Origin of the sequence: Kitasatospora sp. NPDC036755, from assembly GCF_040636595.1 — a bacterium.
Lineage (GTDB): Bacteria > Actinomycetota > Actinomycetes > Streptomycetales > Streptomycetaceae > Kitasatospora.
In genome coordinates this window covers 11,542-27,603 of record NZ_JBEZUT010000086.1, presented here as the reverse complement: position 1 = coordinate 27,603, position 16,062 = coordinate 11,542, and the positions used below count along the sequence as shown (strand labels likewise).

The following is a 16,062-nucleotide window of genomic DNA, read 5'->3' as shown; positions in this document are numbered from 1 at the left end:
GGCCGGGGCCGGCGCCGGGGCCGGCGCCGGGGGCGGCGGCGGTGCGGGGGCCGGCGGCGGGGGTGTGACGGTCCAGGTGGGCGTCGGGGTCGGGGTCGGCGTGGGAGTCGGGGTCGGCGTCGGGGTGGCGGTCGGTGTCGGGGTGGCGGTCGGTGTCGGGGTCGGCGGTTCCAGCACCGGCAGGAAGGTCCGGGCGGAGTCGTCGTCGGGGAACGGGTCGACGACCGTCCCGGAGACGCTCCAGCCGAAGTCCGGGTTGCCGGGCCGGGTGCCGATCAGGGTGGCGGTGATCCGGATGACCGCGCGCGGGGCCATGGTGCCGAGTTCGCACCGCAGCGCCGCGGCGTCGCAGGTTCCGGTCGGGGTGGTCAGCTTGCCGAGCCGGGCGCCGGTCGGCACCGAGACGGTGAGGACGGTGCCGGGCGAGGGCGCGGGCCCCTTGTTGGTGACGGTGATCGTCACGTCGGTGCTGCCGTCGACGGGGACGGCCGGGGTCCGCTCGGGCACGCTGATCGCCAGGTCGACGGACTGCTGGACGGCCGGCTCCTTCTGGCGGCCCGGCAGCCGCCAGTCGAGTTCGGTGAGCCTGCCGCTCGCGAAGTCGTAGACCTTCAGGCCCTCCGGCGAGCTCGGCGGGGCGGCACGGCGGGAGGTCATCAGCAGCTGCGCGCTGTTCGCCGTCCAGGCGACGTCGCGGGGCTGGAAGGGCCCGGTGGTGGGGCGGTCGGGCAGCGGCCGGGTGCAGGCGCCCTCGCCGAGCCCGGCGGGCGCGATCACCGTGCAGTCGGCGCCGCTCGGCGTGGTGACGACCACGCCGTCCTGGTGGTTGTCGCCGCCGTTGCCGGCCTTGCGGTTGAAGGCGATCCGGCGGCCGTCGGGGGCGAACGCGGGGCTGTCGTCGATGACGGCGCAGTTGCCCGGGCAGGCCGTCCGGCTCAGGTCGGTCTGCCGGGTGAGGTCGTCGGCGGAGACGGTCCAGACGTGCAGGTTGCCGGCGTTGCCGTCGACCACGGCCGTCCGGGAGAAGGCGATCAGCTTGCCGTCGGGGGACCAGAAGGGCTGGCCGTCGGAGGCGTCCGGTTGCCCCGCCGGCGGCTGGACGGTGCCGACGATCCTCCCGGTCGACACCTCGGCGATCAGGACGCGCCCGGGCCGGGCCGGCCGGTCGCCGGTGGCCGGGGTGCTGCGGCTGAACACGATCAGCTTGCCGTCCGGGGAGAGGGACGGGTCGGTGTCCCGGTCGTTCGGGCCGCGCCCGGCAAGGTTCATCGGCTGCGGGTTCGCGCCTTCGGCGTCGGCGGTCCAGATCCGCTGGATCCGCCCGGCGGGCCCGTCCTCGTAGCGGGTCACCACGATCTGCCGGCCGTCGGGGGTGTAGGTCTGGCGCTCGTACCAGGGGTCGAAGCCGGGGCGGGGGTGGAACAGCGGGTCGGCGGCGGGGTCGGTGCTGGTGTTGCTGTCGGCGGCCGGGTCCTCGCGGAGCACGCTGATGCCGAGATCGCGCGGGTCGGACCCGTCGGGACGCATGTCCTCCACGTCGGCGACGTTGGCGGCGGAGGCGCTGGTCTGCTCCACCACCGGACCGCCCTCGTTCTGGGTGCCCAGCCAGGTCGGCGAGGAGACCAGCCGGTTGGCGCTGTAGAGGACCTTGGGCGCGTCGCAGTTGCAGGTGAGCGCGCGGTAGAGGTTCACCACCGGCGGCTGGGTCGGGTCGGGCTGCGGGGCCGGGTCGGGCGGCGTGAGCAGGTCGGCGCTGAGGAAGAGCACACCGCTGCCGTCGGCCATCCAGGAGGCGGAGCCGGTCTTCCAGGCGGAGCCGGTGCCGGGGAAGAAGGCCTTGTCGCCGCCGGTGGGCGAGGTGAGCATCAGGGTCCTGCCCTGGTCGCCCTGGTCCCAGGTGTAGACGATCTCGTTGCGGTGGGTGTCGTCGTTCACCGGGTTCCAGGTCGGGTCGACCGCGTCCCCGTTGGTCACGTTGGTGACCTTGACCGGGGCGCCGCCCGCGAACGGCCGCAGGTAGATCTGACGGTGCGACGGTTCGCCGTCGCAGGAGTACGCGATCCACTTGCCGTCGGGCGAGACGGTCGGATGGGTCTCGTCGGCCGCGCCGTCGGTGATCCGGCGCAGGCCGCTGCCGTCCCGGTTGACGGCCCACAGGACGTGCTGGGGTTTGGCGTCCCCGCCGCGGTCCTCCAGCGCCTCGAAGACGACGCCCTTGCCGTCCGGGGCGAGGGCGGGGCGGGAGGTGTCCATGCCGGTGGTGAGCCGGCGCACCGCGCCGGACGCGTCGCGCAGGTAGACCTGGGGCTGCGGCTCGTCCCGCAGGCTGGTGAAGACCATCTCGTCGCCGCGGGCCGAAGGGTCCCGGTCGAAGTGGATCGGGCCGGGCCCGAACAGCGGGGTGCTCGACTCCGCGCCGGTCACCTTGCCGAGGCCGCGGTGGTTGGTGCCGGCGAAGACGATCCGTCCGGCCGCCGGGTCGACGGCGGCGGCCGCGGCGGTGCCCGGCCCGCCGGGGGCGGCCCCGGTCAGGGTCGCCAGGGCCGCCGCGAGCGCGAGCAGCACCGCGACGGCGGTCCTGGCCGGCCGCCGGGCGGGGCGGGGGGTGGCGGGGGCGCCGATCACGCTCGACCTCACAGGTTGCAGGGGCGGTCTCCCCGCAGTGTCCCGGGTCCGGGCGCGCGGCGGGAGAGCCCGGGCACCCTCGGCGGGGGTAAGACCCGGTGTCCCCAAAGGGCAGCCCGCCGCGCACCCCGCACGGGCGGCGCTCACGGCCGGGCTCAGACGAAGCGGATGTGCTTGACCCCCGTCCAGGCGCGGCGGAGGCGCCCGCGGAGCGCACCGTCGTCGTTCGGGGCGAGGGTCAGGCCCGAGGACGCGGCGATCCGGTCGGCGACCTGGGCGACCGTCAGCCGGTCGGTCCACACGTGCTGGGCGAACTCCTCCTCGCGCAGCCGCTCCAGGCACAGGTCGAGCTTCGACACGGCGAAGCTCTCCCGCCGCAGCGGGGCGTCCTTCCCCGCCACGAACTGCAGGACGTGCCCGCCCCCGCGCTCGCGCAGCCGCCGCAGCACCGTCCCGCGCTCGGCCAGCAGGGCGAAGTGCCGGACGTCGTGCCCGCGTTCGCGCAGCCGGCCGACCGTCTCCCGGAAGTACACGGGCTCGACGACCGTCATCGGCGCGATCACCACACCGTCGTGCCCGGTGAGCACCCGGTCCAGCACCTCGACGACGCCCTGCCGCCACGCGGGAAGGTCCTGGAAGTCCCCGCGCAGCGCCGGCGGCATCATCCGGTGCAGTCCGAACCCGACGTGCTCGGGGTCGCAGACGACGCTGCCGGGCAGGCGCCAGCGGAGCTCATGGGCGGTCTGGGTCTTGCCGGCCCCGAACGGGCCGTTGATCCACAGGAGCATGCCCCCGACGCTATCGCCACCGAGGGCGACGGCTGTCCGTCGGGTTCGTGGATCCCCCAGGGGACGTACCGCATGGCAGCCACCCAGGAAAGGGGCGGCTTCTCGCCATCCACACTTCGATTCCGTGTAGCTGGACAGAACGCTCCCGTCGCGAGCGGGGGCATGACTCGCGTATGCCATAAGCGAACCACGCACGGCCCAGGAGAACTGGACGGAATTCCCAGGCGCGAGCAGCGCCCAGGCGACGGCCAGCTTGGCGGTCAGCTTTCCATCGGTCCCCACCTGGCCGTCGGCCCATACCAGGCCGACGGCCAGACCGTCCTCGGTCAGCTGCTTGACACCCTTGTCGGTGATGGTGATGTCCAGCGTGAACCTGAGGTCAGACGCAGCGTCCGCGCCCCGCCCAGTAGACGAGGGGGCTTCGGAGCCCATCAGGACTCCAGGATGAATTTCGACTCATCCACCTTGTAGCTGATAACCCTTTTCGTCTTGGATGTGAAATCCACGACGAGCGCGTCGCTGGCGACATTACTCCTCCCGCACTCCGCGGCGGACCATTGCCGGCCGCCAACCACCCGGCAACCCGGTCGGGAGGCGGCCGCGAGGACAGCCACCCTCGCGGGCCGGCCGGTCATCGCAGGTGCGGCCTCCTCCGGACACCCGGAGGAGGCCACACCCGCACGGCGGTTGTCACGGACGACGGACCGCTTCCCGCCGTTCCGGAGCTCTGAGCGGCGTTGCGGGACAACCCTCAGAAGTTGACGAGCCGCCACCGCTGGTCGGCAGGGGGGTTGATGCTGTAGTCGCAGACGGCCTGCAGGATCAGGGCGTTCAGGTTCCTGCTCTGGGGGACGAGGCACGTGCCCGTCGCCCTGTTCACGAGGCGCTTCCACTGCGGGTCGGCACTGTTGATGGTCTCGACGTACCAGTCGGCATCCGGCCCGGCTTGCCCGCAGGAGAACTGGCGTGCCTCCTGGTGGTACCGCGCGAGCAGGCACAGCCGGCTGTTCTGGTTGACGAAGAAGAAGTAGCTCTCGCCGAGGTAGCCCCACTGCTCCCACTTCTGGTCCGCGTACCCGGCGCGCTCCGCCTGGGCGAGGGCCGTCTCGTTGCCCGTACCGGGCCCGAGGATGCACCGCTCGCTGTCGTAGTTCTGGATGTTGTACGCGGGCGCGAGCAGCTCGGGTGTCGGAGCATCGGCTGTGGACGTGCCGGGGAGGCCCAGGACCAGGAGTGCCCCGGAGCCGAATACCGCCGGTAGTGCCTTGAGCTTCTTCATGACGTCGCCCTTTCAGGATGAATCCGACCGGTCGGCGCGGCCGCAGCAAGATCGCGGCAGGAAATCCAGGGCACGAAGGGCCATCCCTTCCCTCTGGAACCACCCTTCACAGCCGCCTCGTCGAATGAGGGGATCGCCGGGCCGAAGGTAGTCTTTCCACGCACTCACGGGGATCCAAGGGCCCGCTCGGGCCAACTTTTGACGAGCCCTCGCACTCCGCCGGGGAAGGCCCCGCCTCCGGGCCGTCCGCGAGGCGGCCCGGCTGTCGGGCGCGACGCACCCGGGTGTAAGTGCCGGGCGGGACCGTGGAACAGGGTCACCATGCGCAACGGGGCACGACTGGAGCATCCCAGCGCCCTGCTTCGTCGCGGCTGGATAGCGCGCACGAGAAGTCGGCGGGTTCGACTTCTCGTGCACGGTCCGACGTCCACCGATACCGAACGGACCTCATCGATCCACAGGAACGTTTTGCTTCACACCATATGAATTACCAGAACCCCAATCTCCCGCCGGAGTTCTCGACACCCCTGGAATATGATGCGAATCGAATCCAATCCAGGAGGAATATATGCGATTGTCACGTAAATTCTCACAGAATATTACCCAGGGGCCGAGCCGTGCCGACCAGGCGTTGGCCCCCGTTCTCCCCTACCCCGACGGCTGGTCGGCGCTGGCGTTCTCCGGTGAGCTCAAACCCGGCTCCGTCCTCACCCGGCGGCTCCACGGCGAGGACGTGGTGCTGTACCGGCTGCGGGACGGCCGCGTCCGGGCCGTCCGGCCCTACTGCCCGCACCTGGGCTCCCACCTGGGCCTGGCCAAGGTCGACGGCGACGACCTGGTGTGCCCCTTCCACCAGTTCGCCTACGGCCCGGACGGCACGTGCGTGCGGACCGGCTACGGAACGCCGCCCCCGAAGGCGTCGCTGAGCAGGCTGGCGGTCCACGAGGTGAACGAGACCGTGTTCGTCTGGTGGCACCACGACGGCCGCGACCCGGACTGGGAGATCCCGGCCATCCACACCGTCGGCCACCTGCCCCGGCGCTACGGCACCTGGGAGATGCCCGGCCACGCCCAGGAGATCATGGAGAACTCCGTCGACGTGGGCCACTTCGGCACCCTGCACGGCTGGGCCAAGGCCGAACTCCCCACCCCCGTCGTCTTCGGCGACAAGACCTTCCACGTCTCCATGCGGGTGCGCGAGAAGTTCCCGCTGATCGGCGAGAGCCCCATCGACATCGAGGTCGACGGATACGGGATCGGCTTCCTGCACTCCGACAGCCGCACTCCGCGGCTGCGCACCACGATGTGCACGCTGATCATGGGCACCATGATCGAGCCCAACCGGATGCAGTACCGGCAGGCGAGCCGGCTCCTCTTCGACGAGCCGTCGACCCTGCCCAAGCCACTGGCGCGGCAGGTGAGCCGGACCCTGTCCCGGCTGCTGATCGGCCCGCTGATCAGGGTCAGCGAGGACTTCACCGCCGTCGACTACCCGATCTGGTACAGCAAGAAGTACCGCCCGCACCCGAAGCTCGCCAAGGGGGACGGGCCGATCGGCCAGTTCCGGCACTGGGCCCGGCAGTTCTATCCGCAGGACCAGAACGCCCGCCCCCTGCCCGGCCCCCAGGACCCCGACCTCGCCTGCTTCGACTGACCGGCCCGCTCACGGATCCGCGCCCCGCCCGTCCACGCCGCCCGTCCGCGCCGCACCCCGGGGCCGTCGGCGGGCGGGCCGCGTACGGGAGGCGGGGAGCCGGCGGGTCGTGACCGCCTGGAGCCCCGCGCCCCGGCCGTCACTCCAGGGGGTTGTCCGGTTCGTCCAGCCAGGCCGTCTGTCCGGCCGGCGTCACCGTGAGCCCGTACCGCTCGCACCCGGGGCGTCCGGCGGACTCCCACCGGTCATGGGCGGCCTCCACCTCGTCCCAGAGCCGGCGCGGCCCGGACTGCCGGACCTCGAACCGGGACTCCCCCGGCACGGAGTCCACGGTCGCCCAGGAGGTGACGGCCGTGTCGAACAGCCACCACGTCCAACCACCCTCGCCGAACCCGCTGCGCCGGTAGTACACGTCCGGCAGGGCGAGCGCGCAGGCGAACTGCGCCGACCAGTCGTCCCCGACGGCCCCGGGGTCGAGCTTCGTCCAGGACTGCGCGGAGTCTCCCGGCCACTCCCCCGGCAGGTAGTCGTCCACCGGCGCCCCCTCGTACCGCTGCTGTCGCAGCATCATGAACGCGGACGAGCGGGTGAACCGGCCGCACGCCACCCCGCCGCCGTCCACCGTGAGGCGCACGACCGCCCCGCCGCCCAGCAGCGGCGAGACAGGGCTGACGATCACCCCGCCCGGCCGGGTCTGAGCCGGCCAGGCGGGCGGGATGCGCCGCAGCGACACGGTGGAGATGATCCGGTCGTACGGGGCGCGCACGCCCCACCCGAGCGCCCCGTCCCCGCACACGACCTCCGGCGTGAAGCCGGCACCGCGCAGTGCCGTGCGCGCCCGTGCGGTGACCCATCCGTCCACCTCGACGGTGGACACCATCCCGGCTCCCAGGCGATGCGTCAGCAGGGCCGCGTTGTACCCGGTCCCCGTGCCGACTTCGAGCACCCGGTGGCCGGGGGCCGCGTCCAGGTCGGCCAGCATCTCGACGACCACCGTGGGCATGGACGCCGACGACGTGGGCGTGACGCGGGCCCCGTCGTCGGCGCCGTCGTCCCACTGCGTGACGACCGGCAGATCGGCATAGGCCAGCCGCATCCACCGCTCCGGCTCCTCGGAGCGACTGCACGCGGCGTTGCCGTCCCCCTCGTCCACCCAGATGGTCTCCGGGAGGAACGCGTGCCGCGGAACGGCCGCCACGGACGGAGCCCAATCCGCGGTCAGCGACCCGGCCTCGGTCAGCGCGGCCACCAGCGCGGCCCGCCGCTCGTCGGCGCTCACTTCTTGTGCTTCGGGTCCGGGGCCGGCTTCTGGCTGTCCGACGACGGCTTCGGGCCGATCGACGATCCGCCGGGCTTGGCGTGCCCGGGGCTCCTGCCGTCGTCCGGGCCACCCTTGTTCTCGTCTCCCATGGTCGGCATCCTCTCGGTTCGGTGGGCATCGGTGGTGGGGGCGGTGCTGCGCACGCCCCGTGGTGCGGTGGACAGCGGGAAGCCGGCGGGGCCGACTTCCCGCGTGGGGCTTCAGGACTCCGGGCGGTGGGGCATCCGCAGGACGGCTACGGCGCCGAGGCCGACGACGGCGATGGCGAGGAGCAGGAGGAGGGGAAGGGCCAGGCCGATCAGGAGTCGCACGGGGCGGCCTCGACCTTCTCACGCTCGTAGTGGCGCAGGACCGCGAGGAGGTTGAGCACGGTGCTCGCGGGGGCCGCGCCGAAGCGGACCAGGACGCGTCCGTCGACCACCCGGTCCGTGGCCAGGGAGGGCCAGATGAGGCCGAACTTGCGCCCCCGGTCGCGGAGTTCACTGAGCAGGGAGGAGACCTCCGGCTCGGTGTAGGTGCGCATGACCGGGTCGGCCGGCCCGGTCGGGCGGCGGTGGTCGGCGGTCACGCGGCGGCGTCCAGCTCGAACCAGCAGGACTTCCCGAACTTCCGGGGCTCGGTACCGAAGCGGTCGGTGAGGGAGCGGACGAGGCGCAGGCCCCGGCCGGATACCGCGAGGAGGTCGGAACCGTCGCGCTGGATCGGGACGATGGGGCTCCCGTCGCTGACGGAGACCCGGAGCACGTGATCGGCCGTCGCGATGACGACCAGAGGAGCCGCACTGCCGCCGTGGCGCCAGGCATTGACGAACAGTTCGAGGAGCGCGACCTCGGCATCGGCGACCAGTTCGGGCTTCCACCCGGCGCGCGCCATCGCCTCGCGCAACTCCTCACGCGCGGCCGACCAGTCAGGGGGGAGTCCAAGGGGAGACACGAAGGAACCTCCGCGGGAGTCAAGAGCCGACTCTGAGCGACCGACGATCAGTCAGGGAAGCCGACTCGGAGCGTGATCGTGACGTGGGCGCACAGCAAGACATCTGGTGATTGCAGCCAGTGTGCGACCCGTCACACACAGCATGGAGGCAAGCGCCAATCCTTGGCAACTCGTCTCAGTATTTTGGATATATTCAAATCGAACAGCCAGAAGGCGCCCTACAGTGGCCATCGCCGGTGGCGAACGTGCCCACCGGGGAGGCAAACTGGTCCACTGAAGCTCAGAGAGGGCGGGGATGGCCGGAGCATCAGGTCCGACGGTTCGGCGGAGACAACTCGGAGCCGAGCTGCGTCGCAGGAGAGAGGAAGCCGGCCTCTCACACGAGGACGTCACGGAAGCGTTGGGCGGCATGAGCCAGCCGAAGCTGTCCCGCATCGAGAACGGCCGAGGTGCCACCAAGGTCGATGACGTCAAGCGGCTTCTCACCCTCTACCGCTGCGAGGACCACGAGTTGATCAACGCGCTCGTGGACCTGGCCAAACGAGGCGCACAACGCGGGATGTGGTGGCAGAGCTACAGCGCCGATATCGGCGAACCGCTCGGCAACCTCATCTCGCTGGAAGCAAGTGCCTCATCGATGCGCTCCTATGAAGGCTTCTTCATTCCAGGGCTGCTTCAGACTCCCGCCTATGCGCGCGAGATCATCAAGAAGCTCACCCTCCGCCCCGGAGTCAACGTCGAGGCGCTGGTCGACGTCCGCATGGCACGCCAGAGCGCACTGACCAGGGCTGAGCCACTCACCCTCTGGGCGGTGATCAACGAAGCTGCGATCCGATCCGGAGTCGGTGGACCGAAGCTCATGGCCGAGCAACTCGCAAGGATCGTCGACCGAGCGAGTCTGCCCAACGTCAACATCCAGGTGATGCCCATCGGCGCACCTGCGCACCATGGCATGGGCGGTGCCTTCTCCATTCTCGGATTTCCGCAACGGCAAGATCTCGACGTTGTCCTCGTAGAGGGCGCGTTGAACGACCTCTGGGTCGAGGACGCTGCCGATGTGGCGTTGTACACGGCGAAGTTCGACGCCATCCGAGCAGATGCTCTTGGCCTCGATGACTCCCTCGCCTTGATCATCGAACAGAGAGACAAGCTCACATGACGTTCATCCCGAACGCAGCCGCCATCACCACGACCTGGCACAAATCATCACACAGCAACGAGTCCACGAACTGTGTCGAGTACGCGCTCCTCCCCCGGACTGTCGCCGTCCGGGACAGCAAGGATCCTTCCGGGCCCGCCCTGGCCTTCGAGCGTGCGGCGCACTTGTCCTTCATCGCCGCCGTCGCCACCGGCGAGTTCGACTTCGACCTCTTCTAGGCACGCCCGAGCGGTGCCTCGCCCGGCCGGGCGAGGCACCGCTTTCGCCGTTCGTCCAGCGTCTAGAGCTGCGAAGCACCTCCGTCGACAGGAAGCTCCATCCCCGTCGAGAAGGTCGCGTCGAACGCCAAGTACGCCACCGCGGCGGCCACTTCCTCAGGCCTCCCCAGCCGCCGCATCGGGTTGGTGCTCCGGTATCCGTCCTTCGTCGCCTCGACGACATCGGCGGGCAGCGAGGAGCGGTCCAGGATGCCCGAGTCGATCGGGCCGGGGCTCACCGCGTTCACCCGCACCTTGCGCGGGAGCAGTTCGCGGGCCAGGGTGCGGGTCATCGACCGCAGGGCCGCCTTGCTCGCCGAGTAGACACTGAGCGCGTCGAGGCCCAGGACGTTCACCACCGACGTGGTGAGGACGACGCCGCTCCCTTCGCGCAGCAGTGGCGCCAACGCCTGCACGGTGAAGTACGGGCCCTTGACGTTGATGTCGAACAGCTCGTCGTACATCTCCTCCGTCGTCGAGTCGAACGGCGCGGACGCGGTGACGCCGGCGTTGACGAACAGTGCGTCCACCGTGCCGAACCGCTCCCGGACCGTACCGGCCAGCTCCTTGATGTCCTCCAGGGACGCGGCGTCGCTGCGGACGGCGGTCGCCTTCTCCCCCAGCCGCTCCAACGCGGCGTCCAGGGTGGCCCCGGTGCGGCCGGTGATCAGTACGTGCGCCCCGCCGTCCGCGAACAGCCGGGCCGCGGCGAGGCCGATGCCGCTGCTGCCGCCCGTGATCACGATCTTCTTGCCGTCATACGTGGTGGTCATGTCCTCCAGCAAAGTGTCCGCCCGCACCCCGTGTCCAAGACCTGTTCCGCATGCCGTCATGCCCCGGGCGCATGGCGGCCCGCGGCGTACCCTGGGCGGATGGACTTCGATCTTCGGCTCGTGCGCTGTTTCACGGTCGTGGCGGAGTACGGCAACTTCGGCCGGGCCGCCGCCAAGCTGCACCTGGCGCAGCCGTCGCTGAGCCGCCAGATCCAGCGGCTGGAGGCTCAGCTCGGGGTCCGGCTCTTCGACCGCTCGCCGCAGGGCACCAGCCTCACCGACGCCGGGCAGGCCTTCCTTTCCGGGGCCCGGGCCCTGCTCCAGGAGGCCGACCGGGCCGCTCACGCGGCCAGGGCGGCCGTCCAGCCCCGTTCCGTCACCGTCGGCTACGCCGAGGGCCTGGTCGTCACCGACTGTGTGCGGGAACTGCGCCGTCGGCACCCCGACGGCCTGGTCCGCACCCGGCACCTCGACTGGCGGGACGCGCACGCCCTCGCCGAGGGGCGGGTCGACGCCCTCCTCGCGTACGGCCCCCTGCCGTTGCCCGCGGACGGCTTTCGGGTGACCACGCTCCACGAGGAGTCGCGGGTGCTCGTCATGCCCGCCGGTCATCGTCTGGCGAACGGAGGTTCCGTCAGCCTGCGGGCCCTGGCGGACGAGGAACTGGTGGCCTGTGCCGGTACTCCGGTCCTCTGGAGCACGCCCAAGCCGGTCGGCGGCCGACCGGCACCGCCCTCGCCCTCGATCGACGACAGCTACGAGGACAAGCTGGAACTCGTCGCCACCGGCCACTGCGTCGCGATCTTCCCTGCCGGGGACCGACGGGCCGCGGTGCGCGAGGACATCGCCATGGCGCCCGTCGTCGACATCGATCCCTGCCAGGTCGTGCTCGTCACGCGTGCCGACGACCCCAACCCGCTGCTCGGGTCGCTGGAGGAGGTCGCACGCGCACGGCTCGGCACGCCCTCCCGCCGGGAGGGCGACGAACTGCCGGTCGACTGACCCCCTATCCACAAGGTCGTCGCCGACGGGAAGCCCGGCTTCGGGGCGCGCCGGTGCCTCGCCCACGCTGGGCGAGGCACCACGTCACGCTAGATGAGGCCGCGGCGCATCGCGTAGCCGACCGCGTGGGCCCGGTTCCTCAGCCCCAGTCGGGTGATGATCTCGTGGAGCACGTTCTTCACCGTGCGCTCGGAGTACGAGGTCTTGGTGGCGATCTCGCTGGTGTCGAAGCCCTCCGCCACCAGTTTCAGCATCTCGGCCTCCCGTGCCGTCAGTGTGGAGAGGGTCAGGCCGCGCCCGTCGAGCATGGTGCGCTGCAACATCCCGATCCGGTCGAGCAGTTCGCCCAGCAGGTCGCCGGGCATCACGCCTTCGCCGTTCGCCAGCGCGGTGATCAGGTGCACCAGCCGGTCCTGGTCGGCCTCCGACCGGCGCAGGACGGCCGCGACGCCGCACTCCACGATGGTCTGCAGTCCGCCCGCCTCGAAGTGCCCCACCACCAGGCCTATCCGGCCCGAGGTGGCGAGCCGCAGCCGGCGCAGGTGCTCGGTGACCGTGTCGGTCAGCGCGTCGACGACCAGCAGGGAGACCTCCGCCCGTCCGGCGTCGCTCTCGCTGAGCAACTCCACCTCGGGCCGCTGGCGCAGCTGTTGGATCACGCCGGTCTGCAGGATGAGGTCCTCCGCGAAGACCGCCACCCGCACGCCCCGCCTGCCGCGCAGCTGCTCGGGGACGCGCGGTGCGGTGGTGGTGCCGGAGCGGGGGGCCGCTCCGATCCGGCGTGCGGTGACGGCTTCCTCACGGGTTGTATCGGTCGACGTCATCGACTACTCCATTTCTCTGGTCCTGCGAGGGTGACGGCCGGCCGCCGCGGGGCGGGGCCGGCCGGGGGAATGTGGGGGGCGGCGGGTCCCGCGCGGCCGGTGAGGGCCTGCGGCGGCGCCGGGAGGGGCTTCGGCCGGTCCGTACGGGCAAGGGGCGTGCCCATAGCTTGCCCGTACGGCCCTCTTCCGCGGATGCCGTACGGCCCTACCGTCACGCTATGACCACATCCGCCGAACTCGGCCTGCCTGCACTCACGGTGGCCCCCGGTGGCGTGGCCACCACGACCCTGACGGTACGTAACGATCTTGACATCGTTGAGGCCTACACCTTCGAGGCGGTCGGCGACTGCGCCGCATGGACGACGGTCGAGCCCGCCCGGGTCTCCCTCTATCCGGGGACCTCCGAGACGGTGACGGTCCGGCTGGCTCCGCCGCGCTCCTCCTCCACCCGGGCCGGCGAGTTCCCGCTCGGCATCCGGGTGCTTCCGGTCGAACGCCCCGATCTGGTGGCCGTCCCGGAGGCCACCGTCACCGTGACGCCGTTCCACGAGCTGCGGGCCGCGCTCGCCCCGCGCCGCCGCCGCGGCTGGCTGCGCGGGCGCTACCGGGCTTCGGTGCGCAACCTCGGGAACGCGCCCGCCGCGGTGGCGTTCACGCCCGGGCAGGCCGGCGAGGACCTGCGCTTCGCGATCGCGCCGGAGAAGCTGCGCCTGGAGCCCGGCGAGTCCGGGGAGGTGCGGGTGCAGGCGCGCACCCGCAAGCTGATCTGGTTCGGCAAGCCGGCGACCTGGCCGTTCGAGGTCACGGTCGGCCCGGAGGAACGGGCGGACGGCAAGGACGGCAAGGACTCCAGGGACGGCAAGAGCGGCAAGGACGCCAAGGCCTCGGAGGACAAGGCGCCGAAGCCCGAGCCCGAAACCCCGGCCGACCCGGTCCTGAAGCCGGTCCTGGAGGGCGAGTTCCTCCAGCTGCCGATCTTCCCCAAGTGGCTGCTCGCACTGCTGGCCCTGCTGATCGCCCTGCTGCTGGCCTGGTTCGCCCTGGTCCGTCCGGCGGTGCGCACGTCCGCCAAGCAGGCCGCCGAGAAGGCCGTCGCCCAGCAGATCGCCACCCCGACCCCGCCCGCGGGCGCTCCGGCCGACGGCAACCCCTCGGCGCCGGGCGCCGGGAACACCCCCGGCGGCCAGACCAAGCCGGGCGCCGGGAAGCCGGCCACCGGACCGGGCAGTCAGGGCGGCCCCGGCCCGGGCGGCCTGGCGGTGCCGGGCACCGGCCAGCAGAGCTCCGCCACGATCGACGTGCAGACGGCGAACGGCGCTGCCGCGACGGGCAGTTACCTGGTGCCGCACGGCAAGGTCTTCGACATCACGGACCTGGTGGTCGCCAACTTCCAGGGCGACCAGGGGCTGGTGACCATCACGGCCGGCAACAAGACCATCACCACCATCGCCTTGGAGACCTTCCGCAACCAGGACTACCACTGGGTGACCCCCATCCAGGTCCCCGAGGACCAGGCCGTGACGGCGAACGTGACCTGCGAGGTGCCGGGCACCCCGGCCTCGGGCAAGCAGGCGCCCGGCTGCCACGAACTCCTCAACGTCAGCGGGACGCTGAGCGACATCCGACAGGGCAACTGAACCGGCGCCCGCAGGACGCCCTTCCCTCCCCCGGCCGCCGGGCGCGCCGCGGGCGGGAAGGGCGCGCCGATCGCCCCGTTGACACCGGTGGGGCGCCCGTACCCCGTTCGTCCCCGAAATCCCCGTCCCCCGCATTCCCGCCCCCGCGCCCCCTCTCACATCCCGTGACCATGTCAACACCCGACGGACACTGTTGCAGAGTGCACCCGAACGAACAAAGTCGACTCACCCGCAGCTCACCCCGGGTCTGTCCGCCGAGGGCAACCGTCCTGCCCTCACGGGCAAGCTGACTTCCCCTCACGGGCGGTCAGCCCTGCCCCGGGGCTCGCTGTTGACGGCATGTCGGGACGAACGCGGAAAAACCGAACGCCGTCCCCGCCCTGGTACGGGCGGGGACGGCGTTCGGCTTCGGTCCGACGGCGGCGCTACGGCCCACCGGGGCCCCGGGATTCAGCGCGTTGGATCAGAACCAGTGCAGGCAGTGCGGCGCGCGCTCGGCGCGGAACAGCGCGTCGGCGAGGACGGCCGCGCCGGGGCGGTGGGCCCGGATGTGCCCGGCCCGCACGAGCGTGCTCGGGGCGGTGCCGCCGAGGTAGACCGCCCCCAAGTCGCGGATGTCCAGGGACAGATCGGGCTCCCGGTCGGTCGGGACGCACTCGGCCTTCCCGCCCCGGACGGTCAGCAGGTACCGGTGGTGCTCGCCGAGGAACGGGTCGTCGACGTCCAGCACGAGCTCGCCGTCCGTGAACCAGGCCCGCGCGGCCAGCGCGCGCGGCACGTCCAGCAGCCGCACCCAGAGCCAGTCGGTGTTCGTGCTCTCGGCGGCGTTGTAGTCGGCGAGCTGCCAGCGCAGCGGGTGGTCCGGCGCGCAGTGCCGGAACACGACCGTGGCGACCAGGTCGTGGCCGAGCGCGAACCGGGCCAGCGCCGCGTACGCGGCGTCGTCGACGGCGACGGTCTCGTCCACCGTCAGGGTGTCCCCGTCCACCCAGTAGGCGGCGTACCCGTCCGGAGTGCCGTCGGCGTCCCGGTGGACGGCGACGTAGCGCGGCGTCGGGGCGATCGGGACCTGACCCGCCCCCAGCTCCCACCATCGGCGCGGCCGGGACAGCGCGCCGGGCTGGATCCGGCGGTAGCGGTCGTAGACCTGCTCCACCAGCTCCCCGCACTCGGCCCGCCGCAGCAGCTCCACCGAACCGGCCTCGGGGGCGCCCTCCGCCCGCCGCGCCCGAGGGGCGGTGAAGGCGGCCCGGTGGCGCTGGACCGTCAGCCGCCCGGTGTACGTCGCCTGACCGTAGCCGAACCGGCCGTAGATCCCGGCCTCGGAGGCCAGCAGCACGGAGAGGAACTCCCCCCGCTCCCGCACGTCGGCGAGCTGACGCCGCATCATCGCGGTGAGCAGGCCCTGGCGCCGGTGGGTGGGCAGGACACCGACCGCCGTGACCCCGGAGGTCGGGACGACGACCCCGCCGGGCAGGGTGAGCTCGAAGGTGTACGCCCCGGCGGTGCCGACGGGGCGCCCGTCCGCCGTCACGGTGAGCAGGTTGCGGTCCATCTCGGTCGCCGCCCACCAGACCCCGCCGCCGTCCGCGTTCGGGGCGTCGGGGAAGCGCCCCAGCGCGGCGTGGAAGGTGCCGACGAAAGCGTCGAGGTCCTTGTCGGTCGTGGAACGGATCTCCATGTGGTGCTGCTGCCTCCCCTGATCACCGGCTCCGCATCGCGCGGCGCCCCCCGAAGTGCAGCCGCACCGGGCACTCCCGGTCAACCGAATTACCCGCGGGGAGCCGGTCACGATGCGTGCCCCGACGCG

The 16,062-nt window shown here is 71.9% G+C and carries 15 protein-coding genes; 5 read left to right on the top strand and 10 right to left on the bottom strand.

Going from position 1 to position 16,062, the window contains the following annotated elements:
* From AB0E96_RS15655 to AB0E96_RS15645, 3 genes are all read right to left on the bottom strand, one after another.
* Positions 1 to 2,625, bottom strand: a 2,625-nt coding sequence (locus tag AB0E96_RS15655) for a hypothetical protein (protein WP_359823403.1), incomplete at its 3' end; no start/stop codon positions are given.
* Between the two features lie 155 nt (positions 2,626 to 2,780).
* On the bottom strand, positions 2,781 to 3,413 hold the full coding sequence (locus AB0E96_RS15650) for an AAA family ATPase (protein WP_359823402.1): 633 nt from the start codon (positions 3,411 to 3,413) through the stop codon (positions 2,781 to 2,783).
* Between the two features lie 751 nt (positions 3,414 to 4,164).
* On the bottom strand, positions 4,165 to 4,692 hold the full coding sequence (locus AB0E96_RS15645) for a hypothetical protein (protein WP_359823399.1): 528 nt from the start codon (positions 4,690 to 4,692) through the stop codon (positions 4,165 to 4,167).
* Between the two features lie 568 nt (positions 4,693 to 5,260).
* Between AB0E96_RS15645 and AB0E96_RS15640 the strand changes: the two genes are divergently transcribed.
* Positions 5,261 to 6,346, top strand: a complete 1,086-nt coding sequence (locus tag AB0E96_RS15640) for a Rieske 2Fe-2S domain-containing protein (protein ID WP_359823395.1) — start codon at positions 5,261 to 5,263, stop codon at positions 6,344 to 6,346.
* Positions 6,347 to 6,485: 139 nt separating this feature from the next.
* Here AB0E96_RS15640 and AB0E96_RS15635 read toward each other — a convergent pair whose 3' ends face one another.
* The 4 genes from AB0E96_RS15635 to AB0E96_RS15620 all read right to left on the bottom strand — a co-directional run bounded on the left by AB0E96_RS15635 (position 6,486) and on the right by AB0E96_RS15620 (position 8,600).
* Positions 6,486 to 7,625, bottom strand: a complete 1,140-nt coding sequence (locus AB0E96_RS15635) for a protein-L-isoaspartate(D-aspartate) O-methyltransferase (protein ID WP_359823393.1) — start codon at positions 7,623 to 7,625, stop codon at positions 6,486 to 6,488.
* Positions 7,622 to 7,756, bottom strand: coding sequence for a hypothetical protein (locus AB0E96_RS15630; protein ID WP_359823390.1), 135 nt, complete (start codon positions 7,754 to 7,756; stop codon positions 7,622 to 7,624). Before AB0E96_RS15630 ends, AB0E96_RS15635 begins: the two co-directional genes overlap by 4 nt.
* A gap of 209 nt (positions 7,757 to 7,965) precedes the next feature.
* The gene (locus AB0E96_RS15625; protein WP_359823387.1) at positions 7,966 to 8,235 is read right to left on the bottom strand and encodes a hypothetical protein; all 270 of its coding nucleotides are present in this window, start codon (positions 8,233 to 8,235) and stop codon (positions 7,966 to 7,968) included.
* A complete protein-coding gene (locus AB0E96_RS15620) occupies positions 8,232 to 8,600 on the bottom strand; it encodes an ATP-binding protein (protein WP_359823384.1) in 369 nt (122 codons plus the stop codon). The genes AB0E96_RS15625 and AB0E96_RS15620 overlap by 4 nt, the downstream gene beginning before the upstream one ends.
* A 295-nt stretch (positions 8,601 to 8,895) precedes the next feature.
* Between AB0E96_RS15620 and AB0E96_RS15615 the strand changes: the two genes are divergently transcribed.
* On the top strand, positions 8,896 to 9,759 hold the full coding sequence (locus AB0E96_RS15615) for a helix-turn-helix transcriptional regulator (protein ID WP_359823382.1): 864 nt from the start codon (positions 8,896 to 8,898) through the stop codon (positions 9,757 to 9,759).
* Entirely contained in the window at positions 9,756 to 9,977 is a 222-nt protein-coding gene (locus AB0E96_RS15610; protein ID WP_359823380.1) for a DUF397 domain-containing protein, read from the top strand. The genes AB0E96_RS15615 and AB0E96_RS15610 overlap by 4 nt, the downstream gene beginning before the upstream one ends.
* 62 nt (positions 9,978 to 10,039) lie before the next feature.
* Here the strand turns inward: AB0E96_RS15610 and AB0E96_RS15605 are convergent, their stop codons facing one another.
* Positions 10,040 to 10,789, bottom strand: a complete 750-nt coding sequence (locus AB0E96_RS15605) for an SDR family oxidoreductase (protein WP_359823377.1) — start codon at positions 10,787 to 10,789, stop codon at positions 10,040 to 10,042.
* A gap of 99 nt (positions 10,790 to 10,888) precedes the next feature.
* Between AB0E96_RS15605 and AB0E96_RS15600 the strand changes: the two genes are divergently transcribed.
* Complete coding sequence (locus AB0E96_RS15600; protein ID WP_359823374.1) at positions 10,889 to 11,791, top strand: LysR family transcriptional regulator; 903 nt, start codon at positions 10,889 to 10,891, stop codon at positions 11,789 to 11,791.
* Positions 11,792 to 11,880: 89 nt separating this feature from the next.
* Here the strand turns inward: AB0E96_RS15600 and AB0E96_RS15595 are convergent, their stop codons facing one another.
* On the bottom strand, positions 11,881 to 12,615 hold the full coding sequence (locus AB0E96_RS15595; protein WP_359823372.1) for a LuxR C-terminal-related transcriptional regulator: 735 nt from the start codon (positions 12,613 to 12,615) through the stop codon (positions 11,881 to 11,883).
* Between the two features lie 218 nt (positions 12,616 to 12,833).
* Here AB0E96_RS15595 and AB0E96_RS15590 point away from each other — a divergent pair, with 218 nt between their 5' ends.
* Positions 12,834 to 14,252, top strand: a complete 1,419-nt coding sequence (locus tag AB0E96_RS15590) for a hydrolytic protein (protein ID WP_359823370.1) — start codon at positions 12,834 to 12,836, stop codon at positions 14,250 to 14,252.
* Between the two features lie 463 nt (positions 14,253 to 14,715).
* Here the strand turns inward: AB0E96_RS15590 and AB0E96_RS15585 are convergent, their stop codons facing one another.
* On the bottom strand, positions 14,716 to 15,933 hold the full coding sequence (locus AB0E96_RS15585; protein WP_359823367.1) for a GNAT family N-acetyltransferase: 1,218 nt from the start codon (positions 15,931 to 15,933) through the stop codon (positions 14,716 to 14,718).
* Between the last annotated feature and the right edge of the window lie 129 nt (positions 15,934 to 16,062).

Bases quoted from the DNA above. Each gene is read 5' to 3' on its own strand.
- AB0E96_RS15650 (WP_359823402.1), bottom strand. From the start codon at position 3,413: ATGCTCCTGTGGATCAACGGCCCGTTCGGGGCCGGCAAGACCCAGACC.
- AB0E96_RS15645 (WP_359823399.1), bottom strand. From the start codon at position 4,692: ATGAAGAAGCTCAAGGCACTACCGGCGGTATTCGGCTCCGGGGCACTC.
- AB0E96_RS15640 (WP_359823395.1), top strand. From the start codon at position 5,261: ATGCGATTGTCACGTAAATTCTCACAGAATATTACCCAGGGGCCGAGC.
- AB0E96_RS15630 (WP_359823390.1), bottom strand. From the start codon at position 7,756: ATGGGAGACGAGAACAAGGGTGGCCCGGACGACGGCAGGAGCCCCGGG.
- AB0E96_RS15615 (WP_359823382.1), top strand. From the start codon at position 8,896: ATGGCCGGAGCATCAGGTCCGACGGTTCGGCGGAGACAACTCGGAGCC.
- AB0E96_RS15610 (WP_359823380.1), top strand. From the start codon at position 9,756: ATGACGTTCATCCCGAACGCAGCCGCCATCACCACGACCTGGCACAAA.
- AB0E96_RS15605 (WP_359823377.1), bottom strand. From the start codon at position 10,789: ATGACCACCACGTATGACGGCAAGAAGATCGTGATCACGGGCGGCAGC.
- AB0E96_RS15600 (WP_359823374.1), top strand. From the start codon at position 10,889: ATGGACTTCGATCTTCGGCTCGTGCGCTGTTTCACGGTCGTGGCGGAG.
- AB0E96_RS15595 (WP_359823372.1), bottom strand. From the start codon at position 12,615: ATGACGTCGACCGATACAACCCGTGAGGAAGCCGTCACCGCACGCCGG.
- AB0E96_RS15590 (WP_359823370.1), top strand. From the start codon at position 12,834: ATGACCACATCCGCCGAACTCGGCCTGCCTGCACTCACGGTGGCCCCC.
- AB0E96_RS15585 (WP_359823367.1), bottom strand. From the start codon at position 15,933: ATGGAGATCCGTTCCACGACCGACAAGGACCTCGACGCTTTCGTCGGC.